The sequence below is a fragment of the Pseudomonas sp. S2_B10 genome, assembly GCF_054668425.1.
This window is the reverse complement of the sequence record NZ_CP162768.1, coordinates 639,010-660,428: the sequence shown is the minus strand read 5'-3', so window position 1 is coordinate 660,428 and position 21,419 is coordinate 639,010. Positions and strand designations below refer to the sequence as shown.

At 60.6% G+C, this 21,419-nt stretch carries 23 protein-coding genes; 12 read left to right on the top strand and 11 right to left on the bottom strand.

Features of this window, described 5'->3' with window-relative positions; all coding sequences use genetic code 11:
• Window positions 1–148 precede the first annotated feature (148 nt).
• The gene (locus tag AB4O45_RS02825) at window positions 149–946 is read left to right on the top strand and encodes an SDR family NAD(P)-dependent oxidoreductase (RefSeq protein ID WP_423521393.1); all 798 of its coding nucleotides are present in this window, start codon (window positions 149–151) and stop codon (window positions 944–946) included.
• A 21-nt stretch (window positions 947–967) separates the two neighbouring features.
• Window positions 968–1,378 (top strand): SRPBCC family protein, encoded by a 411-nt coding sequence (locus AB4O45_RS02820; RefSeq protein ID WP_305381047.1) that lies wholly within the window; start codon window positions 968–970, stop codon window positions 1,376–1,378.
• A gap of 131 nt (window positions 1,379–1,509) precedes the next feature.
• Here the strand turns inward: AB4O45_RS02820 and AB4O45_RS02815 are convergent, their stop codons facing one another.
• On the bottom strand, window positions 1,510–2,904 hold the full coding sequence (locus AB4O45_RS02815; protein ID WP_460161043.1) for a sensor histidine kinase: 1,395 nt from the start codon (window positions 2,902–2,904) through the stop codon (window positions 1,510–1,512).
• On the bottom strand, window positions 2,882–3,565 hold the full coding sequence (locus AB4O45_RS02810; protein WP_056788996.1) for a response regulator transcription factor: 684 nt from the start codon (window positions 3,563–3,565) through the stop codon (window positions 2,882–2,884). Before AB4O45_RS02810 ends, AB4O45_RS02815 begins: the two co-directional genes overlap by 23 nt.
• A gap of 308 nt (window positions 3,566–3,873) precedes the next feature.
• Here AB4O45_RS02810 and AB4O45_RS02805 point away from each other — a divergent pair, with 308 nt between their 5' ends.
• The 4 genes from AB4O45_RS02805 to hcnC all read left to right on the top strand — a co-directional run bounded on the left by AB4O45_RS02805 (window position 3,874) and on the right by hcnC (window position 8,195).
• On the top strand, window positions 3,874–4,803 hold the full coding sequence (locus tag AB4O45_RS02805; protein ID WP_056788998.1) for a hypothetical protein: 930 nt from the start codon (window positions 3,874–3,876) through the stop codon (window positions 4,801–4,803).
• A gap of 419 nt (window positions 4,804–5,222) precedes the next feature.
• The gene (locus AB4O45_RS02800; protein ID WP_056789002.1) at window positions 5,223–5,537 is read left to right on the top strand and encodes a (2Fe-2S)-binding protein; all 315 of its coding nucleotides are present in this window, start codon (window positions 5,223–5,225) and stop codon (window positions 5,535–5,537) included.
• Window positions 5,534–6,943 carry a cyanide-forming glycine dehydrogenase subunit HcnB gene (gene hcnB, locus AB4O45_RS02795; RefSeq protein ID WP_375122360.1) on the top strand — a complete coding sequence of 470 codons (1,410 nt, stop codon included), beginning with the start codon at window positions 5,534–5,536 and terminating at the stop codon, window positions 6,941–6,943. The genes AB4O45_RS02800 and hcnB overlap by 4 nt, the downstream gene beginning before the upstream one ends.
• Window positions 6,936–8,195 carry a cyanide-forming glycine dehydrogenase subunit HcnC gene (hcnC, locus tag AB4O45_RS02790; RefSeq protein WP_056789007.1) on the top strand — a complete coding sequence of 420 codons (1,260 nt, stop codon included), beginning with the start codon at window positions 6,936–6,938 and terminating at the stop codon, window positions 8,193–8,195. The genes hcnB and hcnC overlap by 8 nt, the downstream gene beginning before the upstream one ends.
• Before the next feature lie 121 nt (window positions 8,196–8,316).
• Here the strand turns inward: hcnC and AB4O45_RS02785 are convergent, their stop codons facing one another.
• Window positions 8,317–10,125 carry a monovalent cation:proton antiporter-2 (CPA2) family protein gene (locus AB4O45_RS02785; protein ID WP_095182026.1) on the bottom strand — a complete coding sequence of 603 codons (1,809 nt, stop codon included), beginning with the start codon at window positions 10,123–10,125 and terminating at the stop codon, window positions 8,317–8,319.
• A gap of 249 nt (window positions 10,126–10,374) precedes the next feature.
• On the opposite strand from AB4O45_RS02785, the gene AB4O45_RS02780 reads away from it, so the two are divergent.
• Window positions 10,375–11,289, top strand: coding sequence for a LysR family transcriptional regulator (locus tag AB4O45_RS02780; RefSeq protein WP_460161042.1), 915 nt, complete (start codon window positions 10,375–10,377; stop codon window positions 11,287–11,289).
• Here the strand turns inward: AB4O45_RS02780 and AB4O45_RS02775 are convergent.
• Entirely contained in the window at window positions 11,279–12,049 is a 771-nt protein-coding gene (locus AB4O45_RS02775; RefSeq protein ID WP_122751079.1) for a substrate-binding domain-containing protein, read from the bottom strand. The two genes, AB4O45_RS02780 and AB4O45_RS02775, sit on opposite strands and share 11 nt — an antisense overlap.
• A gap of 12 nt (window positions 12,050–12,061) precedes the next feature.
• Window positions 12,062–13,354 (bottom strand): MFS transporter, encoded by a 1,293-nt coding sequence (gene tcuC, locus AB4O45_RS02770; RefSeq protein ID WP_041477012.1) that lies wholly within the window; start codon window positions 13,352–13,354, stop codon window positions 12,062–12,064.
• A gap of 891 nt (window positions 13,355–14,245) precedes the next feature.
• Between tcuC and AB4O45_RS02765 the strand changes: the two genes are divergently transcribed.
• Window positions 14,246–14,554, top strand: coding sequence for an RcnB family protein (locus AB4O45_RS02765; protein WP_056789015.1), 309 nt, complete (start codon window positions 14,246–14,248; stop codon window positions 14,552–14,554).
• A gap of 21 nt (window positions 14,555–14,575) precedes the next feature.
• On the opposite strand, the gene AB4O45_RS02760 is transcribed toward AB4O45_RS02765, so the two are convergent.
• A complete protein-coding gene (locus tag AB4O45_RS02760; protein WP_305381043.1) occupies window positions 14,576–14,887 on the bottom strand; it encodes a protealysin inhibitor emfourin in 312 nt (103 codons plus the stop codon).
• 14 nt (window positions 14,888–14,901) lie between these two features.
• Window positions 14,902–15,948 (bottom strand): M4 family metallopeptidase, encoded by a 1,047-nt coding sequence (locus AB4O45_RS02755; protein WP_460161041.1) that lies wholly within the window; start codon window positions 15,946–15,948, stop codon window positions 14,902–14,904.
• Window positions 15,949–16,079: 131 nt separating this feature from the next.
• On the opposite strand from AB4O45_RS02755, the gene AB4O45_RS02750 reads away from it, so the two are divergent.
• Window positions 16,080–16,418 carry an FKBP-type peptidyl-prolyl cis-trans isomerase gene (locus AB4O45_RS02750; protein ID WP_065616063.1) on the top strand — a complete coding sequence of 113 codons (339 nt, stop codon included), beginning with the start codon at window positions 16,080–16,082 and terminating at the stop codon, window positions 16,416–16,418.
• A 134-nt stretch (window positions 16,419–16,552) separates the two neighbouring features.
• On the opposite strand, the gene AB4O45_RS02745 is transcribed toward AB4O45_RS02750, so the two are convergent.
• The 3 genes from AB4O45_RS02745 to ftrA form a co-directional block, all read right to left on the bottom strand.
• A complete protein-coding gene (locus AB4O45_RS02745; protein ID WP_056789019.1) occupies window positions 16,553–16,861 on the bottom strand; it encodes a helix-turn-helix domain-containing protein in 309 nt (102 codons plus the stop codon).
• Between the two features lie 3 nt (window positions 16,862–16,864).
• On the bottom strand, window positions 16,865–17,188 hold the full coding sequence (locus tag AB4O45_RS02740) for a type II toxin-antitoxin system RelE/ParE family toxin (protein ID WP_024013362.1): 324 nt from the start codon (window positions 17,186–17,188) through the stop codon (window positions 16,865–16,867).
• Window positions 17,189–17,379: 191 nt separating this feature from the next.
• Window positions 17,380–18,369, bottom strand: a complete 990-nt coding sequence (ftrA, locus tag AB4O45_RS02735; RefSeq protein ID WP_460161040.1) for a transcriptional regulator FtrA — start codon at window positions 18,367–18,369, stop codon at window positions 17,380–17,382.
• A 101-nt stretch (window positions 18,370–18,470) separates the two neighbouring features.
• Here ftrA and AB4O45_RS02730 point away from each other — a divergent pair, with 101 nt between their 5' ends.
• The gene (locus AB4O45_RS02730) at window positions 18,471–18,899 is read left to right on the top strand and encodes a rhodanese-like domain-containing protein (protein WP_353187570.1); all 429 of its coding nucleotides are present in this window, start codon (window positions 18,471–18,473) and stop codon (window positions 18,897–18,899) included.
• Between the two features lie 60 nt (window positions 18,900–18,959).
• Here the strand turns inward: AB4O45_RS02730 and AB4O45_RS02725 are convergent, their stop codons facing one another.
• Window positions 18,960–19,205: a hypothetical protein gene (locus tag AB4O45_RS02725; protein ID WP_460161039.1), complete on the bottom strand. Its 246-nt coding sequence runs from the start codon at window positions 19,203–19,205 to the stop codon at window positions 18,960–18,962.
• 26 nt (window positions 19,206–19,231) lie between these two features.
• On the opposite strand from AB4O45_RS02725, the gene AB4O45_RS02720 reads away from it, so the two are divergent.
• Together AB4O45_RS02720 and AB4O45_RS02715 are read left to right on the top strand one after the other, a co-directional pair.
• Window positions 19,232–20,011 (top strand): ABC transporter substrate-binding protein, encoded by a 780-nt coding sequence (locus AB4O45_RS02720; protein ID WP_095182017.1) that lies wholly within the window; start codon window positions 19,232–19,234, stop codon window positions 20,009–20,011.
• A gap of 199 nt (window positions 20,012–20,210) precedes the next feature.
• Window positions 20,211–21,323 (top strand): succinylglutamate desuccinylase/aspartoacylase family protein, encoded by a 1,113-nt coding sequence (locus AB4O45_RS02715; RefSeq protein WP_460161038.1) that lies wholly within the window; start codon window positions 20,211–20,213, stop codon window positions 21,321–21,323.
• The last annotated feature ends 96 nt before the right edge of the window (window positions 21,324–21,419 follow it).

Here is a 21,419-nt window from a genome sequence, read left to right as displayed (position 1 = left end):
AGACACAGGGGATTGTCGATCAAACAACATCCCCGTCACCGGTCGGCAGCTCAACCATGCCGGCAATATCGCAACTACGCTGATCCATGCTTGTGAAATCGTCGCTAAAGTCGAGCGCGGTGGAACTCCTTGCTAATGAGGTAAACGCATGAAGATCGATCTGAGTGGAAAACTGGCCATCGTCAGCGGCAGTACCGGCGGCATCGGTCTGGGCATCAGCCAGTCGCTGGCCGAAGCCGGCGCCACGGTGGTGGTCATCGGTCGCGACACGGCCAAGGTCGAGCAGGCACTGGCGAGCATACGCCAAGCCGTGCCCAGCGCGCAGTTGCGCGGTCTGACCGCTGATCTGGGCACGGCCGAGGGTGCGGAAAAGCTGTTCGCCGCCGAACCGCGCGCGGACATTCTGGTGAACAACCTCGGCATCTTCAACGACGTCGATTTCTTCGAGACTCCCGACAGCGAGTGGACGCGCTTCTACGAGGTCAACGTGATTTCCGGCGTGCGCCTGGCGCGGCATTATGTGCCGGCGATGGTTGAGCAGGGTTGGGGCCGGGTGATCTTTCTGTCATCGGAATCCGGGGTGGCGACGCCGGCGGACATGCTCAATTACGGCGTGACCAAAAGCGCCAACCTGGCGGTGTCCCACGGCTTGGCCAAACGTCTGGCTGGTACCGGTGTTACGGTCAACGCGATCCTGCCGGGGCCGACTTTCACCGATGGCCTGCAGGACATGCTCAAGGACGCGGCCGCCGAGTCCGGGCGCAATCTGCGCGACGAAGCCGACGCCTTTGTGCGCAAGGCCCGTCCGACCTCGATCATTCAGCGCGTGGCGGATGTTTCGGAAGTGGCGCATCTGGTCACTTACATTGCTTCACCGCTGTCCTCGGCCACCACTGGCGCAGCGTTGCGCGTTGATGGCGGTGTGGTCGACAGCCTGACTATCTGAATTTTCCAAAAGAGAGGTTTTATGCCAACTGCATCCGCAACCATCGACATCCCGGCCTCGGCCGATCAGGTCTGGCAATTGATCGGCGGCTTCAACACGCTGCCGGACTGGCTGCCGTTGATCACCAACAGCGAACTGAGCGAAGGCGGGCGAGTGCGCACCCTGCACACCGCTGACGGCGGCGTAGTGGTCGAACGTCTGCAGACTTTCGACAACGCTGCCCGAACGTACAGCTATTCGATCGAACAGGCACCGTTTCCGGCCAGCGATTACCTGGCGACGATCAAGGTTGAAGCCCAAGGGCATGGCGCGCGGGTGACGTGGTCGGGGCGCTTCAATGCGGTCGGCGTGAGCGATGAAGAAGTGGTGGCGCTGTTCAACGGCATCTACCAGGGCGGGCTCGAAGCCTTGCGGGCGAATTACCCGACCTGAGACGCCGATCGTTCCCACGCTCTGCGTGGGAATGCAGCCCGGGACGCTCTGCGTCCCATTTCGAAAGCCGGAACGCGGAGCGTCCCTTGAGGCATTCCCACGCGGAGCGTGGGAACGATCGGCGCGAGACGTCAGGCCTGACTGATCAAACTCTGCCGACAATCCAGCACCAGTTTCGCCCCACCCAAATCACTGCCGCCCACCTCAAGACTGAAGCCGTGCAGGCTGACTATCGCCGCAACGATCGACAACCCCAGACCAAAACCACTCTGCGGCTGGCCACCCTCGGTGCGGTAAAACCGCTGGAACACCGCCTCACGTTCCGCCTCGGGAATCCCCGGCCCTGAATCGTGCACCTCGATCCGCGTCTCCCCACCGGCATTGACCCCACGCAACATCACCGTGCCGCCGGGCGGGGTGAATTTGATCGAGTTGCTCAACAGGTTCGCCAACGCTTCGAACAGCAGTGCGCGGTCGCCATTGAGCGGCGGCAGCGTCTCCGGCATGTTCAACTGGAAACGCAGATCGCCTTCCTCGGCCAGCGGCAGATAGAACTCGTGCAACTCCTCCAGCAAACGCACCGGATCAAGTTCGACGAAACCTGAACGGCGCTGGCGATCCTCCAGCTCGGAAATCCGCAACAAACCGCGAAAGCGCGCCATCAGCGTATCCGCTTCAGCCAGTACCAAGTCCAGTTGCGCCGCTTCTTGCGAACCTTCGCCGGCCTGTTGCTGCATGCGATACAACTGCGCGCGCAGGCGGGTCAGCGGCGTGCGCAAATCGTGGGCGATGTTGTCGCAGACGCCTTTGACCTCGTTCATCAAGCGCTCGATGCGCTCAAGCATGGCGTTGACGATGGCGGCGAGCATGTCCAGTTCATCGCGGCGATTGGACAGCGGCAAGCGGTGCGTCAGGTCACCGGCTACGATGGCCTGCGCGCTGTTCTGGATCGCGCGGATGCGCTGCAACGGTCGACGCCGCAGCAGATGCCAACCGGCGACCCCGGGAATAATCGTCAGCGACACCCCCCAGAACAGCGCGTGCAAAATGATCCGCGTCACCGCGAACAGCGAACCGTTGTCACGCAGCAGCACCAGCCAGCGCCCGTCACGGGTTTGCGTGGCCACGGCATCGCAGCTGTCGCTCGGCAGGGTCGGGTCATCGGAATCGGCGCACTCGGCGAGCATATGGATCTTGCCATCCAGCGGCAGTCCTTCGGGAATTTGCTGGAGTGCGCCGCCCAGGTAAACACCGTCAGCGCTGAACAGACCATAGGCGTCGATACCGCGAATATCGAAGGTCATGCTGGCCGCGAGGGCGTCTTCGAGTTGCTCGCCGCGAAAATGCGAGAACAGGTGCTGACGTTGCATCAACGAATGTTTGGCCAGTTTGTCGAGGTAGCCGGACACCTCGTAATACATGACCCCCATGAGGATCGCGCTCCACGCCACGAACAGCGAACTGTACAGTGCCAGCAAGCGGCTGCTGGAGGAGCGCCAGCCGTCAGACGGGTTCGGCAATGACATAGCCCGAGCCCCGTACCGTGCGGATCAGCGGAACGTTGCCGGCTGCGTCGATCTTCTTGCGCAGACGGCCGATGTGCACGTCGATGAGGTTGGTGCCCGGGTCGAAGTGATAACCCCAGACCTCTTCGAAAATCATCATCCGCGAGAGAATCTGGCCGCTGTTGCGCATCAGAAACTCGAGCAGTTTGTATTCGGTGGGCAACAGCGTCAGCACCTGCTCGGCGCGGCGGGCTTCGTGGCTGATCAGGTCGAGTTCGAGGTCGGCGACTTTCAGCGTTGTGGCCTGGGTGGCGACGCTGTTCTGCCGGCGCAGCAACACTTCAACCCGCGCGGCCATTTCATCGGTGGCGAACGGCTTGGTCAGGTAGTCATCGCCACCCGCGCGCAAGCCGCGTACGCGCTCATCGACGTCGGAGAGGGCGCTGATCATCAGAATCGGCGTCGCCACGCCCATGGTGCGCAGGGTGGTGACGATGGCCAGACCATCCAGCTCGGGCAGCATGCGGTCGAGGGTGATCAGGTCGTAGTTGCCGCTCACGGCGCGGTCGAGGCCTTCGCGGCCATTGTCGACCCAGTCGACATCCAGCCCGTGGCTGCTCAGTTCGGCAACGATTTCCCGCGCGGTCACGGCGTCGTCTTCGATGGTCAAGATACGAGTCATAGGCAGGCCTGCTGATCGGTTCAAACGGAATGGCAGCATTTTGCCAAGAATTTACCGTGACGCTTTAAATTAACTTTCATCTTCGTCGCGAAGGTGAATCGGAACTGATCGGATTTGCCACGCTTTGGTTAATGCAGAAAACCCGCAATCGGATGCGCTTTATTGCAACTTGCACGGTCCGAGGAAGTTCAAGTTTTGTAACTCATTGAAAGAAAAGGATTTATTAAAAGTGTGCGGCTGGCACGGTCACTGCAATTCCTCACACGACGACTTGTAACACCATTTTTCATGCCTGGAGCACTACAACAATGAATAGATCCCCTGATGGCTATTATCCTGCCTTGGAAGAGTCGAGCAGCGTGTCAGGCGTGTCCTGGGGCGCGATCTTCGCCGGTGCTGCGGCTGCCGCCGCGCTGTCGATGATTCTGGTGCTGCTCGGGTTTGGCCTGGGCTTTTCGGCTGTATCACCGTGGGCCGGAGAAGGCGTCAGCGCCAAGGGCCTGGGCATTTCAACGATCGTCTGGCTGGCGGTGACGCAGATCATCGCTTCCGGCATGGGCGGCTACATTGCCGGCCGTCTGCGCGTTAAGTGGGCCAACATGCACGGTGACGAAGTCTACTTCCGCGACACCGCACATGGTTTCCTCGCCTGGTGCGTCGCTACTTTGGTGACCGCTGTGCTGGTGGTCGGTTCGGTCAGCAGCGTCGTAAGTGGCGGTGTGCAGGCGGGTGCCAACGTAGTCGGCGGTGCTGCCGGTGCGATGAGCCAGGCCGCCGGCTCTGCCGCAGCCAATACTGACAGCGATCAGTACGGCTACTTCGTCGACAGCCTGTTCCGCGATGATCGTCCTGCTGCCGTCAGCGATGACGCTGCACGCGGCACTGTGACCCGCATCTTCACGCAAAGCCTGGCCAACGGTCAGCTCAGCGCCGAAGACCGTACCTACCTCGCACAACTGGTATCGCAACGTACCAATCTGAGCCAGGCCGATGCTGAACGTCGTGTCGACGAAATCTACGCCAACACCCAGAAAGCCATCGCTGACGCGAAACTCAAAGCTCAGCAAGCGGCCGATACCGCCGCCAAAGTCGCGGCCTACACCTCGCTGTGGATGTTCGTCGCGCTGCTGGCCGGTGCGTTCTTCGCCAGCCTGGCAGCCACCTTCGGCGGTCGTCGTCGCGATGCAGTCGAGTACGTTGAAGTCGACACCTACACCACTACCACTCCGGTCCGTTAAAAAGGAGAGTCACCATGCGCTCATTACTGCTGTTTTTCCTCGGCGTACCGATCCCGATCATCATCCTGATCGCCCTGTTCGTACACTGATCCCTCTGAGGCAGGATGCCTCTGCCGCTTTCATCTTTGGGTGAAAGCGGCTTTTTGCTTTCGGCGGGGCCAGTTCGTTTTCTCCAACTAACCGTTTCCATCCCGCCATTTTCACTGGCCTGGATCAATATTTCGCCTGGCGATATCGCCTACCGTAAATGATCCAGGCCTTTGCTGAGGTATGAGCTACAGTGCTTGTCGCGCACCTTGTTGCGCTGATGAAGTATCCGCGTCGACGTTGAAAACACAGCAATAAAAAAGCGTCGACGAGGCGTAGTGCGGCAAGGAGCTGACACAACCTCAACTGAATCTTCACGGACGAACACCGTAATGAACTGCCTAGAAAGAACCTTCGATATCCAGCCCTTGGTGCAGGCGGACATGACCGTGCACATCAATGGCCAAGCGGTCAGCGCCGCCATCGGCGAAACCGTTCTCAGCGTCATCCAGTCCCTCGGCGTGCGCCAGATCGCACGCAACGATCACGATCAGATCAGCGGCGCCTATTGCGGCATGGGCGTATGCCAGTGCTGTCTGGTGAAAATCAACGGTCGGCACAAGCGCCGCGCCTGCCAGACCGTGGTGCGCGACGGCATGCTGATTGAAACCCAAGTCAACCGCGTCGTCGGGCAGGAGGTTGTATGAGCCTGCAACCGTTGATTGTCGGCGGCGGGCCGGCGGGAATGGCGGCGGCCATCGAACTGGCGCGCCACGGCGTGCGCTGCACCTTGCTCGAAGAGGCTTCGCGCCTCGGCGGCGTGGTCTATCGCGGGCCGCTGCGTGATGGTGTGCAACTGGATTATCTCGGCCCGCGTTATTCCGAAGCACTGGACAAACTGCACGGCGAATTTCAGCAGCAATCGGGGCTGATTGACGTGCGCCTCAACCATCGCGTGGTCGGCGCCGAAGGCACCCGCGCAGTGGTGGTGCTCGACGGTGATGAGCAACTGCACGAGATCGCTTATCCGCAACTGCTGTTAGCCGCTGGATGTCACGAACGCAGTGTGCCGTTCCCCGGCTGGACGTTGTCGGGAGTGATTCTGCTCGGTGGTCTTCAATTGCAGATCAAGAGTGGTGTGGTCAAGCCGCGGGGGCCGGTGATCATCGCCGGCACCGGGCCGTTGCTGCCGCTGGTTGCGACCCAGTTGCATGCCTCCGGCGTGCGTGTCGCTGGCGTCTACGAGGCGTGTGCGTTCGGCAAGATCGCCCGCGAGAGTCTGGCGCTGCTGAACAAACCGCAGCTGTTCCTCGACGGCTTGAGCATGCTCGCTTACCTCAAGCTGCACGGCATCCCCATGAACTATGGCTGGGGCGTGGTTGAAGCCCATGGCGACGGCGAGCTGAAAAGCGTCAGCGTCGCGCCGTATTCGTCGACGTGGGAGGCGGATCTGTCGCGGGTCGAGCGTTTCGAAGTGCAGACGCTGGCGGTGGGTTACGGTTTTATTCCGCGCACGCAATTGAGCCAGCAGATGGGCCTTGATCACGGCTTCAGCGCCGATGGCTACCTGCGTGCCAATGCCAATGTCTGGCAGCAAAGCAGCGTGGCGCATGTGCATCTGGCCGGCGACATGGGCGGGATCCGCGGCGGCGAAGCGGCGATGCTCGCCGGCAAGATCGCCGCCACTTCGATCCTGCTGCAACGCGGTGTGCTCGACACCGAGCTGGCCCGGGTGCGCCGCGATCGTTACGCGAGCAAGCTCAGAGCCATCGTGCGCTTTCGTGCGGCGGTGGATCGCTACACCGAGCGCGGTGTCGGGCAGATTGCTTTGCCTGCGGCCGACACAGTGATCTGCCGCTGCGAACATGCGACCCGCGCCGACATCGATCTGGCGCTGGAGCAGGGTGTGCAAGACATCGCCAGTCTGAAAATGCGCACCCGCGTGAGCATGGGCGATTGCCAGGGGCGGATGTGCGTCGGCTATTGCAGCGATCGCCTGCGCCAGGCCACCGGACGTCAGGATGTCGGTTGGTTGCGCCCGCGCTTCCCGATTGATCCGGTGCCGTTTTCCGCGTTCCAGTCCCTCGGCAAGGAGGGCGCTTGCCATGAGTAAGTTCTACGACGTGGTCATTGCCGGTGGCGGAGTGATCGGCGCCTCCTGCGCCTACCAATTGTCCAAGCGCAAAAATCTGAAAGTTGCGCTGATCGACGCCAAGCGCCCCGGCAACGCGACCCGCGCTTCGGCTGGCGGTTTGTGGGCGATCGGCGAGTCGGTCGGCCTCGGCTGCGGGGTGATTTTCTTTCGCATGATGTCGGCCAACCGCAAGCGCGAAACCCAGGGCGCAGCGGTGGCGGTCGACGCCAGTACGCCGCATATCTTGCCGGCGTCGTTTTTCGATTTTGCCTTGCAGTCCAACGCGCTCTATCCGGCGTTGCACCGCGAGTTGAAAGACAATCACGGCATGGATTGCAAGTTCGAGAAGACCGGGCTGAAATTCGTGATCTATGACGATGAAGACCGGCTCTACGCCGAGCACATCGTCGGCTGCATTCCGCATCTGGCTGATCAAGTGCGCTGGCTCGATCAGGCGGCGTTGCGCGCGGCGGAGCCGAGCGTCAGCCATGAGGCGCGCGGGGCGCTGGAGTTTCTCTGCGACCATCAGGTCAGCCCGTTCCGCCTCGCTGATGCCTATATGGAAGGCGCGCGGCAGAACGGCGTCGATATCTTCGTCAACACCAACGTCACCGGCGTGCTGCATCACGGCACTCGCGTGACCGGCGTGCAGACGGCGGAGGCGGGGGTGTTCCACTGCAAGACGCTGATCAACGCCGCCGGTGCCTGGGCGGCGGATCTGAGTGAGTGGGCCACGGGGATTCGCATTCCGGTGAAACCGGTGAAAGGACAGATTCTGCTGACCGAACGCATGCCGAAAATCCTCAACGGCTGCCTGACCACCAGCGATTGCTACGTGGCGCAAAAGGACAACGGCGAAATCCTTATCGGCAGCACCACCGAAGACAAAGGCTTCGACGTCACCACCACCTACCCGGAAATCGCCGGGCTGGTGCAGGGCGCGGTGCGCTGTCTGCCGGAGCTGGCGGACGTCAACCTCAAGCGCACCTGGGCGGGATTGCGCCCGGGCTCGCCGGATGAGTTGCCGATCCTCGGCCCGATGCGTGGGGTCGAGGGTTATCTGAATGCTTGCGGGCACTTCCGCACCGGCATTCTGACCTCGGCGATTACCGGTGTGCTGCTGGATAAACTGGTGAATGACGAGCCCTTGCCGCTGGATATCACGCCGTTTCTGGCGGATCGGTTTGCGGTGGCAGCCGTCGAGCCAGCACCCGCGCTGGAACTGGTCTGACCCAATCCCCTGTGGGAGCGAGCCTGCTCGCGAATGCAATCTGTCAGTGAAGTATTGGGTGACTGATACGACGCTTTCGCGAGCAGGCTCGCTCCCACAGTTGGTTCTGGGCAAGGCACGATCAGGATTTTCGGGCTTCCTCTTCGAGCTGATCCGATTCAAACAATTTGGCCAGTTCCGCCCGGGCTTCCTGGGCGGTCTGCAGGACTTTGGCGGCATCGTCGTAGACGGCGTGTTGCGCCTCCAGCACCTGTTCGTCGTGATGCTTGAAACGCTTGATCCGCGCATCGGCCTGGGCTTGGGTCAGACCGAGGCCGACCAGCGTGCGCCGGCTCATTTCCAGGCTCGAGTAATAGGTCTCACGAATCGCTTCCGCGCCGACATCCACCAGGCGATGCACGTGCTGACGGTTACGCGCGCGGGCGATGATTTTCATGTGCGGATACAGCTTGTGCACCACTTCGGCAGTCTTGATGTTGGTCTCCGGATCGTCCGTGGCGATGACGAAATATTCCGCCTCGCCGACCTTCGCCGCGTGAAGGATTTCCGGGCGCATCGGGTCGCCGTAGAACACCGGTACGCCGCCGAAGCTGCGTGACAGTTCGATGGTTTCCACCGAAGTGTCCAGCGCAACGAACTTGATGTTCTGCGCGCGCAGAATCCGCGCCACGATCTGGCCCATCCGGCCCATGCCGGCAATCACCACGCGCGGCGCTTCGGTGTCGATTTCGCGGAATTTCTCCGGCACTTCCACCGGCTGCACTTTCGGGCTGACCAGACGCGCGCAGATCAACAGCAACAACGGCGTCAGCGCCATCGACAGGGTGATGGTCAGCACCAGCAGGTCGTACAGACGCGGCTCGAACAGGCCCTGATCGCGGCCGATCTTGAACACCACGAAGGCGAACTCACCGCCGGCAGCGAGGACGATGCCGAGGCGGATTGCGCTGATCTTGTTCAATCCTCCTGCCAAGCGCCCAACCACGAACAGCAGCGGCAATTTCAGACCGATCAGCAACAAGGTCAGGCCCAATACGGTGATCGGCGCGCTCAACAACAGGCTGAGATTGGCGCCCATGCCGACGCTGATGAAAAACAGCCCGAGCAGCAGGCCCTTGAACGGTTCGATCTGCGCTTCCAGCTCATGCCGGTATTCCGAATCCGCCAGCAGCAGACCAGCGAGAAACGCACCCAGCGCCATCGACACACCGACCAGATCCATCAGCCATGCTGTGCCGATCACCACCAGCAACGCGGTGGCGGTGGACACTTCCGGCAGACCGGTTTTTGCCACCACGCGGAACACCGGACGCAGCAGATACCGTCCGCCGATCACCACCACGGCAATGCCGCCGAGCACCTGCAAGCTGTGACGAATATCGTCGGCGGTGCTGGTGTGATGATCGACGCCGGCGAGCATCGGCACCAGGGCGATCAATGGAATCGCGGCGATGTCCTGAAACAGCAGAATCGCAAACGCGAGACGCCCGTGGGGGCTGGTCAGTTCCTTGCGTTCGGCAAGGCTTTGCAAGCCAAAGGCAGTGGAGGACAGCGCCAGACCGAGGCCCAGCACAATCGCGCTGTTCAGCGGCTGGCCGAACACCGCCAGTGCCAGCACGCCGATCACCGAAGCGGTCAACAGCACCTGCGCTAGACCGACGCCGAACACCGATTTGCGCATCACCCACAAGCGTCGCGGCGACAGCTCCAGGCCGATGATGAACAGCAGCAACACCACGCCCAGCTCGGAAATATGCGCAACGCTTTGCGGGTTGCCGATCAGACCGAGCACCGACGGGCCAATGATCACCCCGGCAAACAGATAACCGAGCACCGCGCCCAGTTGCAGACGTTTGGCCAAAGGCACGGTGAGCACGGCCGCGAACAGAAACACGACGGCGGCTTGCAACAGATTGCCTTCATGGGGCATGGAACGACTCCTGACTACGGCTACGGCGGGGGTGACGAGGATAAAGGTTACGCGGTCTCCAGACCATTCGAGAACCAATGTGGGAGCGAGCCTGCTCGCGAATGCGCTGGGTCAGCCACCTATCCATTGACTGATGCCCCGCGTTCGCGAGCAGGCTCGCTCCCACAAGGGCAGCTTCCATCAGGTCTGTAATAATTTGCATCAACTGGTTACATTTATAACCCCTGCGCATCAATTTCCGGAAACGCCATGGCCATCAACTTCGACCTCAACGACTTGCAAGCCTTTCGCGCGGTGGTCGAGCAGGGCAGTTTTCGCAAGGCTGCCGACACTGTGCGCCTGTCACAACCGGCGCTGAGCCGGCGCATTGAAAAGCTCGAAGATGCCCTCGGCGTGAAACTGTTCGAGCGCACCACGCGCAAGGTCAGCCTGACCCAGGCCGGGCGCGGCTTCATGCCCAGCGTCGAACGCTTGCTGGATGATCTCGACATTGCCTTGCTCGGCATCAGCGAAGTCGCCTCGACCCGTCTGGGCCATGTCACCGTCGCCTGCGTGCCCTCGGCGGCCTACTACTTCATGCCCCGCGTGGTCGCGCGCTATCACCAGCAGTTTCCGCGGATCAAGGTCAAAGTCCTCGATTCCAGCGCTCACGATGTGTTGAGTGCGGTGGTCAATGGCGAGGCGGATTTCGGTTTGAGTTTTCTCGGCGCGCAGGATGCCAAAGTCGAGTTCGAACCGCTTGTGCAGGAGTGCTACGTTGTCGCCTGTCGTCGCGATCATCCGCTGGCCGGGCGCAGCAGCGTCAGTTGGGACGAGTTCTATAAGCAGGATTACATCGCGCTGGACAAGACCTCGGGCAATCGCTTTCTGCTCGATCAGGCCTTGGGCGGGGTGGTGCCGCAGCGTCAGAGCATCTGCGAGACGCGGCATGTGACGACGATGATCGGTCTGGTAGAGGCGGGTCTGGGCGTGGCAGCGGTGCCGTTGATGGCGATGCCCGGGCCGGATCATCCGATCCTGACGCGGGTGCCGCTGATTGAGCCGCAGGTGATGCGCAGTGTCGGCATCATCAAGCGCCGGGATCGCACGTTGACCCCGGCGGCACTGGAACTGGAGCGGCTGGTCGTGGAGATGCGCGTCCAGCCGCCAACGATCAACGCTTGACCGAATCCAGCCCGGTGGCCTGTACATCAGCCTGAGCGGCCGGTGCAGCGAGGTAGGCGAGTAGGGCTTTGGCCTCTTCCGGATGCTCGGCCTTGACCGGAATGCCAGCGGCAAAACGTGTCACCGACTGCACCGATTCCGGAATCTTCGCGACGAAGCTAACGCCCGGCACCGGCAGCAATTCGCTGACCTGCTGGAAGCCCAACTGATAGTCGCCAGTGGCAACCACCGAGCCGACCGGGATCCTGGCAATCATCTTGGCTTTCGGTTTCAACTGATCTTCGATGCCGAGTTTCTTGAACAGCTGCTGCTCGATGTACACGCCGCTGGCGCTGTCGGAGTAGGCCACCGAACGCGCATCAAGCAGGGTTTTCTTCAGGCCATCGACGCTGCTGATGTCCGGTTTCGCCGCGCCTTCACGCACCACCATGCCGATCCGCGAATCCGCCAGTTCAACGCGGGAGGCCGGGTCGACCTTGCCTTGTTTGATCAGCTCATCGAGGGCGTAACCGACCATGATCACCACGTCGGCGTGCTCACCGCGCGCCAGACGATTGGGGATCGCTTCCGGCGCCTTGCCCATCGATGGGCCGAGGCTGGTGGTCAGCGTGTTGCCTGTTGCGGCAGCGAATTTCGGCCCGAGGATCTTGTAGGCGGCAGTGAAGCCACCGGAGGTCATCACGCTCAATTCTTCGGCTTGGGCCGCGAAGTTGAAGGCGAGACCGGCGAGCAGGGCGGTGACAGTAAAGAGTTTTTTCATGGCGAGTATTCCTCAGGCCGCGACAGGTTGCAGACGACCACCGGCACGGCGGTACAAGTAAAGAGTGGCGCACAGCGCGCACAGGGCACCGATGCTCATCCAGTAGCCTGGCGCGGCTTTGTCGCCGGTGTACTGGATCAGAAAGGTCGACATCGCCGGGGTGAAACCGCCGAAGATCGCGGTGGCCAGGCTGTAAGCCAGGGAGAAACCGGCGACGCGCACTTCCACCGGCATGATTTCGGTCAGCGCCGGAATCATCGCGCCGTTGTACAAGCCGTAAATGAAGGACAACCACAGCAGCGACAGCAGCATGTTGGTGAAGCTCGGCGCCTGCACCAGGAACGACAGCGCCGGATAAGTCGTGGCCAGTGCCAGCACGGCCATGCCGATCAGCACCGGACGACGGCCGATACGGTCGGACAACGCACCACCAATCGGCAGCCAGAAGAAGTTCGACACGCCCACCAGCAGCGTTACCAGCAACGCGTCGGATGTGCTCAGGTGCAGCACGGTCTTACCGAAGGTCGGTGCGTACACGGTGATCAGGTAGAACGCGGTGGTGGTCAGCGCGACCATCAACATTCCGCCGAGTACCACGCCCCAGTTCTGGCCGAGGGTGCGGAACACTTCGCGCATGCTTGGACGGTGTTTGCGTGCGGCGAACTCTTCGGTTTCCGCCAGGTTGCGGCGCAGGAAGAAGATGAACGGGACGATCATGCAGCCGACGAAAAACGGAATGCGCCAGCCCCAGGCGGCCACGGCTTGCGGCTCCATCCACTGGTTCAGACCGTAGCCCAGCGCTGCCGCGACGATGATCGCCACTTGCTGGCTGGCCGACTGCCAAGCGGTGAAAAAGCCTTTGCGGCCCGGCGTAGCGATTTCGGACAGATACACCGAGACACCACCGAGTTCCGCGCCGGCGGAGAAGCCTTGCAGCAGTCGCCCGATCAACACCAGCGCCGGGGCGAACAGGCCAATGGTTTCGTAGCCGGGCACCAGCACGATCAATATCGTGCCGCTGGCCATGATCGACAGGGTGACGATCAGACCTTTGCGCCGGCCGACGTCATCGATGTAGGCGCCGAGCACAATGGCGCCCAGCGGACGCATCAGGAAGCCTGCGCCGAACACCGCGAACGTCATCATCAGCGAGGCGAACTCGCTGCTCGCCGGGAAGAACACCGCCGCGATCTGCGTGGCGTAGAAGCCGAACAGAAAGAAGTCGAACTGTTCGAGGAAGTTGCCCGAGGTCACCCGGAAGATGGCACCGGCCCGCGAGCCGTTGGTTGGGATTGAGGCTGTCATTGAAAAGTACTCCACCGCTTTTATGACGTGCGCTACGGAGAGGCGGCGCACGGTTTTTATTGAGGTGGATGGTGGCGCAGATGTAACAATCTGTTAATTGCATTGTTGGCATGGATTGATGCGTGGGGCGGATCAATGGCTTCAGTGCCTGTAGCGCATTTGTGGGAGCAAGCCTGCGTCGCGTCGGGCGATGATTTGTTCTGGCTGACCGCGTACATATCCGTTGCTGCGGTCATGGCCGCTTAGGGTTTCGCCCTTACGGCGACTCACTTTTTTTACAAACGCCTAAAAAAAGTAAGCAAAAAAACGCTTGCTCCTGCGTTCGGCCCTCGCAGGCTCGGGTTCCTTCGCTGCGGGATCGATCCGGGCGCAGCGGCTACGGTTTGCTTCGCTGCACCTCCTTCCGCTGTGTCTGGCTGCGCCAGACGGTCGCTGCGCTCCCACCCCCGGATCAATCCCTCCACTCAGCCTTCCGACGTCGCCGGTGGATCAAAAGCAGGATCAAAAGCACTCGAGCTTGCGCTCATTGTTGAGTGGGGCGGCTTCGCCGCGGGCAGCTGCGCTGCTTTGCTTTTCTGGTGGGGGCGAGCCTGATCGCGACGACGGCCTGCAGGTGAACCCGTTTCCATCGAATTCACGCGATCCAACTGTAGGAGCTGCCGAAGGCTGCGATCTTTTGATCTTGCTTTGCTTTGCTTGGTTTTGTAGGAGAGGACCGGAGCTCAGGGCAATAATTGCGCTGTAATACAAAACCCTGTGGGAGCTGGCTTGCCAGCGATGGTGGTCTGATGGACAAAGCCTTCTAACGGCCACATCCGGCAAAAAACAAGGAATGTTTCCCGCGCCACGCAGTCGGAGTTCAGGTACTACCCATCTGAAAGAGGTTCACCGATGAACAGCAAAACCCTAATCGCCAGCCTGGCCCTCGTTGCCGGTATTGCCGGGATCACGCCCGTTGTTCAAGCGGCGCAAACCTCCAGCGAACCCGCCGTGCAATCGCCGACCAGCGATCGCCAACTGAAGGTCAACGACCGCGCACCGGAAATGTACCAGCGCGAAGACAAGGCGCTGAAGAACTGGAAAGCCAAAGGTCTGAAAGCACCGATCGAGCAGGCGCAGTGGGTGCAGATCAATGACAAGTACGTGATGGTGATGATCACCAACGGCACGATTGTCGAGATGCATCCCGTCGAGAAATAGCCTGAACATCGGGGGGAGCGTTTACAGAAGCTCCCCCTTGTCCCAAAGCTGCACCAGCTCCCCAGGCGCCTGATCCTCTGGCACCTTCAACACCATTTCCCCTGACGGGTAGCGCACCTCAATCTGGTAGAAGCGCTGATCCCCACGGCCGGATTCGCTGCTGTCCAGTGGCAGGCAACCTTCGAGCACCGAGCATATTCTCGAACGCTGACTGATGTCGCATTGCGCGAATTCGATTTCCCGTGGGCGGCTCAGGCTGTGAATCGCTGCAACGCCACCCTGGCGAGATACCCGCAAAACGGAATCTTTATCCAGCTCGGGTAGCGTTTTCATACGGTCTCCTCGGATTATTCGATACCGACCTGTGCCCAGGCTTGCTGCACCGTGTCGGCTGCTTCGGCGCCGAAGCGCTGGTCAGCATGGTCGATCGTCAGTTTCGCGAACGCGTCGAATGTTGCGTCCTGTTTCAAACGGTCATCACACAGCGTGTCGTACCAGATGTGTCCGGCCTTTTCCCAAGCGAAGCCGCCAAACGCTCGCGCTGCCAGGTAAAACGCGCGGTTGGGAATGCCGGAGTTGATGTGCACGCCGCCATTGTCTTCGCTGGTGATGACGAACTTGCGCATGTGATCCGGTTGCGGATCCTTGCCCAGCATCGGGTCGTCGTATGCCGTGCCGGGGTGCGACATCGAGCGCAGGCCCTTGCCTTGGATCTGTGGCATCAGCAGGTCGGCGCCGATCAGCCAGTCTGCCTGCTCGGAGGTTTGGCCGAGGATGTATTGCTTGATCAACACGCCGAATACATCCGAGAGCGACTCGTTCAGCGCGCCGGACTGGTTGGCATAAATCAGCCCGGCTTCGCTTTCGGTGACGCCGTGGGCCAGTTCATGGCCGATGACGTCGAGCGAGCGGGTGAAGCGCTGGAAGATTTCGCCATCGCCGTCACCGAAGACCATCTGCGCGCCGTTCCAGAATGCGTTCTCGTAGCCTTGGCCATAATGCACGCTGCCGATCAGCGCGAATCCCTGATTGTCGATCGAGTCGCGACCAAGCACCTTCCAAAAGAAATCATAGCTGGCGCCCAGCGCATCGTAAGCCTCGTCGACCGCCGGATCTCCCGATGCCGGCTGGCCCTCGAGGCGCACCGGCATGCCCGGCAAGAGCATTTTGTTCTGCGCATCATGCACACTGCGCCGCGCCAGGCCAGGCTTGCTCGCTTCCGGCAGAATCGCGCGCGCCGGCGGCTGCGAAGGGCGGCCGGGGTTGGGCAGCAGGCTGCGTACATGGTTGAGCGTCTGCATCGCGGCGTTGCGCTGCGGCTCGGAACCGTGGGCGATGATGCGGTTGAGAATGTAGGGCGGGATGAAACTGCGCAGCAATCGAGAGTCGGTCATCTAAGCATCCTTGTCGTCATACGATGTCGATACACATGTGAGCGGCTATGCGTGTTTTCGGTTCCATGGATTGCCATCGCCGCCGGATTCTGCGAAAAACGCCGCCTGCGAACATCTCAAGAGCCAACGACATGACAGACGAACTGCAAATCATCGACCTGCAACCGGGCGACGGCAAAGCCGCGGTGAAAGGCGCGCTGATCACCACCCAATACACCGGCTGGCTGGAAGACGGCACTGAATTCGATTCGTCCTGGAGCCGGGGCAAACCGTTTCAGTGCGTGATCGGCACTGGCCGGGTGATCAAAGGCTGGGATCAGGGGCTGATGGGCATGCAGGTCGGCGGCAAACGCAAATTGCGGGTGCCGGCGCATCTGGGCTACGGCGAGCGGACCATGGGCAAGATTCCGCCGAATTCGAATCTGGTGTTTGAGATTGAGTTGCTGGAGGTTTTGACGCGAGAGGATTGAAGGGGAGGAATCATCCAGCGGAACTCCTGTGCAGCTGGATGATGTCGATGGTTAACTGCGAAGTTGAATGCTATTCAACTCCCTCGATTTCAAAACTCGGAATGCAGGGTGGACATTGCCACGCAAAGCCAGTGTCAGGCCCATTGCAGCGGGCCTGACGGAAAGCAAATGTCCACCTCCAGCCTTGCAGCAGCTGACAGGTTGACCAATGCATCGAGCGAGAATTTGTCGATTTTCCCGTTGAGTACATCATTGAGGCGTGGCTGCGAGATTCCCAATCTTTGTGCCGCGTCCTTTTGAGGAAGCTCCCACGCTCGAATGGTCTCGCAAAGCGAACGCATGAGCTTGGCTCGCAGACGCATGTTGGCAGCTTCCTGAGGCGTGTCCTCCAATGCATCCCATACACTGGAAAATCGTTGGAATGAGTCTTGATGTTCCTTCATGGCTTAACCTATTTCCTGATATCTGGCCCGGGCCAGTTCGATGTCTCTAATTTCCGTTTTACGTGTGGTTTTGTGCATGGCGTGAAGCACATAGATTGCTTCAGGTCGATTGACTACATAAAACACGCGAAACGCCCCTGAGTCCTCGGTGATCCTGATTTCGTTAACACCGCGTCCTACGGTTTTCATAGGGCGCCAATCGAGTGGGGCATCACCCTGTTGCAACAGGTCCAGCTGAAACCCCGCCGCTCTTCGGGCATCAACCGGGAACGCTTTGAGATCTTTCAACGCGCTTCCCACGAACACCACATCCTTGTGTTTCGGCATCGGCTTGTCCTGTGTCAAAAGGAAAAGCGTAATAGCTGAACGTAAGCGGCGACGGTGAGTTTTATTGCAAGAAATGCCAGTGCCCGTGTGATTTTCAGGTTATATCAGAATCAATATAAAGCAAGCCGCATTTGCCGTTTCACAATTTTCACCGTGAGCGTTTCTGCCGGCCTCGCCGTCAACGTCAGCGCTTAAAACGCTGCGGGATGGAGCGAAAGCTTGTTGCTTCGCCCAAACCGCTCCCTATAAACCGACGGCGGTACGCCCACCACGCTGCGGAACGCCACACGAAAACTCTCCACCGAGCGATAGCCGCAGCGCTGGGCAATTTGCTCAGTGTGTTGGTGGGTGCTCTCGAGCAGCTCCCGCGCTCGCGCCAGGCGTTCATGTTGCAGCCAGGCTTTCGGCGATTGCCCGCTGGCTTCGGTGAAACGCCGTAGAAAGGTACGCTCGCTCATCGCCGCTTCACTGGCCAGATCGCGGACTTCCAGCGGTTCGTGCAGGCGTTCGCGGGCCCATTGCATGACGCGCGACAGGTCGCTGCGGGGCGTCGGGCTGACCGGGGTGGGGATGAACTGGGCCTGGCCGCCGGTGCGTTGTGGCGACATGACCAGTCGCCGCGCGACGGCGTTGGCGACCTGCGTGCCGAAGTCACGTGTCACCAGATGCAGGCAGGCGTCGATGCCGGCGGCGCTGCCGGCGGAGGTGATCAGTTGACCGGCGTCGACGTAGAGCACGTCCGGATCGACCTCGATGGCCGGGTAGCGTTGCGCCAGTTCGCTGGTATAGCGCCAGTGAGTGGTGGCGCGGTGGCCGTCGAGCAGGCCGCTGGCGGCGAGGACGAACACCCCGGAGCAGATCGACAGCAACCGCGCGCCTCGGTCATGGGCCTGACGCAACGCGTCGATCAGCGCAGGCGGTACCGAGGCGTTGCGGTCGCGCCAGCCGGGAATGACGATGGTGCGCGCTGCGGCGAGCAATTCCAGGCCACCATCGGCAAGTACCTGAATGCCACCCATGGCGCGCATCGGGCCTGGATCGACTGCGGCAATCGCATGCTCGTACCAAGGGAAATCGAACTCTGGTCGGGCCAGGCCGAAGATCTCCACGGCAATGCCGAACTCGAACGTGCAGAGGCCATCGTAGGCCAGAATGGCAACCAGATTGGGCTGAGTGAGCATTTGGCGGAAAACTCCCGGTCGGTGTCTTGCGCGCCACTGTAGCGGCAAGCGCCGTCTCGATAAAGTCTGTTCATCCCCGACAGACAAAGGAGCAACACAACATGACCAGCCTGGTTCGCGAAATCCCCGCCGCACCTTCGGCGATTGCCCTGATGCATTTCAGCAATCGTCTGACCTTCGAAACCGATTGTTCCGATGTATTCAGTAGCCACGAGGCCGGGGAGGTCGATTTTGTTCTGGTGGATGTGCGCGGCCCATTGGCGTTTGAGCGCGGGCATGTGCCCGGCGCGATCAATATCCCGACACGCTTGCTCACGGCGGAGCGCTTGGCCGATTACCCGAAACACACTTTGTTCGTAGTCTATTGCGCCGGGCCGCATTGCAATGGGGCGAACAAGGCTGCGGTGAAGCTGGCGGCGTTGGGTTATCCGGTGAAAGAGATGATCGGCGGCGTCACCGGATGGCTCGATGAAGGTTTCGAACTGAGCGCGGCGTCAGTCGCCAATACACCTGTCGCCTGCGAATGCTGACGTTTCTGTAGGAGCTGCCGAAGGCTGCGATCCTCTGATCTTGATCTCAAAAAAACAAGATCAAAAGATCGCAGCCTCCGCGAGCTCTACGGGAGGATCGGCGTTTCTTGCTCTGAAAAAGTCTTGTCCTACATCCTTCGCACCAACACGGCGCACGCGTTTACTCTCGTCAAAGTGATCGCCGATGTTCTGTAAGTATTTGTCGCTTAAAAACAATTGCCTCCGTGCGCGCCGCCATAGACTGCCGGCCACTTCGGTTTTTGCCGTTAGAACGCCATGACCGAACGCTGACTCGAAAGCTGCCAATAAAAGCCTCCGCACGGGAGTAATAAATGAAAAAGCTAGTGATGTTCGGTGCCCTGGCACTGTCGATGTTGTCCCTGACCGCTGTGGCCGAAGACGCCAAGCCGATCCGCATCGGTATCGAAGCCGGGTACCCGCCATTCTCGATGAAAACCGCTGACGGCAAACTCACTGGTTTTGACGTGGACATCGGTGACGCACTGTGCACGCAGATGAAAGTTAAATGCACGTGGGTCGAGCAAGAGTTCGATGGCCTTATCCCGGCGCTGAAAGTGAAGAAGATCGACGCGATCCTGTCGTCGATGACCATCACTGACGATCGCAAGAAGAACGTCGACTTCACCATCAAGTACTACCACACCCCGGCACGCTTCGTGATGAAGGAAGGCTCGGGCGTGAAAGACCCGCTGACCGAACTCAAGGGCAAGAAAGTCGGCGTGCTGCGCGCCAGTACTCATGACCGCTACGCGACCGAAGTGCTGGTTCCGGCCGGGATCGAACTGGTGCGCTACGGCTCGCAGCAGGAAGCCAACCTCGACATGGTTTCCGGGCGTATCGACGCGATGCTCGCTGACTCGGTCAACCTCAGCGATGGTTTCCTGAAAACCGACGCCGGCAAAGGCTTCGAATTCGTCGGCCCGACCTACGAAGACGCCAAATACTTCGGCGGCGGCGCTGGCATTGCCGTGCGCAAGGGCGATACCGCACTGGCTGAGCAATTCAACAAAGCCATCACCGAAATCCGCGCCAATGGCGAGTACAAGAAAGTCCAGGACAAGTACTTCGACTTTGACGTGTACGGCCATTAATACGCCGTGAAAAAAAGTGGCCCCGTTTGCGCGGTGGCCACTTTTTTTATGCTTTTTTATTTATGGAAATTCTCTGTGGGAGCGAGCCTGCTCGCGAATGCGGTCTGACATTCGATATCGTCATCGTCTGACCTGACGCATTCGCGAGCAGGCTCGCTCCCACAGGGTTTTACGTAACCCAGCTATTCAGGAGTTTTTCATGCAACGCATCGACCACGTTCTGCCCTGGAGCCATTTGGGCAGCGAGCGCTCCCTCAGCGTTTTCCGCTACGGCGCCGGCAGCCGCAAGGTGTATATCCAGGCCAGCCTGCACGCCGATGAATTGCCGGGCATGCGCACCGCATGGGAACTCAAGCAGCGCTTGAACGAACTGGAACAGCAGGGCCGTTTGCAAGGCGTTATCGAGCTGGTGCCGGTGGCCAATCCGATCGGCCTGGATCAGCATCTGCAAGGCAATCACATGGGCCGCTTCGAAATGGGCAGCGGCAAGAATTTCAACCGCGCATTCGTCGAACTCAGCGCCCCGGTGGCGGCACTGGTTGGCGAGTGTCTGGGCGCGGATGCCGAGGCCAACGTCGCGCTGATTCGCCAGGCCATGGCTCAGGTCTTCGAAGAATTGCCGGCGCCGGCCTCGCAACTGGAGGCCTTGCACCGCTTGTTGCTGCGCCACGCGTGCGACGCCGACATCACCCTCGATCTGCATTGCGACTTCGACGCTGCGATTCACCTCTATGCGCTGCCGCAACACTGGCCGCAGTGGCAATCGCTGGCGGCGCGGCTGAAGGCGGGTGTGGCATTGCTCTGCGAGGACTCCGGTGGCAGCTCGTTCGATGAGTCCTGCTCGACGCCATGGTTGCGTCTGGCCAAAGCATTCCCGAACGCGGCGATTCCGGCGGCGAATCTGGCGACGACGCTGGAGCTGGGCAGCATGGGCGACACCCGCGTCGATCAGGCTCAGGCCAATTGCGAAGCGATTCTGGGCTTTCTCGCCGAGCAGGGTTTCATCAGCGGCGAATGGCCGGCGGCGCCGAGCGAATGTTGTGAAGGTCTGCCGTTTGAAGGCACCGAATATCTGTTCGCCCCGCACCACGGCGTGGTCAGTTTCTTGCGCAATGCCGGCGAGTGGGTAGAGCAGGGCGATGCGCTGTTCGAGGTTGTTGACCCGTTGCAGGATCGCGTGACCACCGTGCGCGCCGGCACCAGCGGGGTGCTGTTTGCGATTGATCGCGGGCGTTATACCGAGCCGGGGATCTGGCAGGCGAAAGTGGCGGGGCGGGTGCCTTTTAGAACCGGGAAGCTCACCAACGACTGATGGCTCTTCGCTGAATTTGCTGACCCCATCGCTGGCAAGCCAGCTCCCACAGGGTTGCGGTTGATCCCAGATTTTGTAGACGCCGTAATTCTTGTG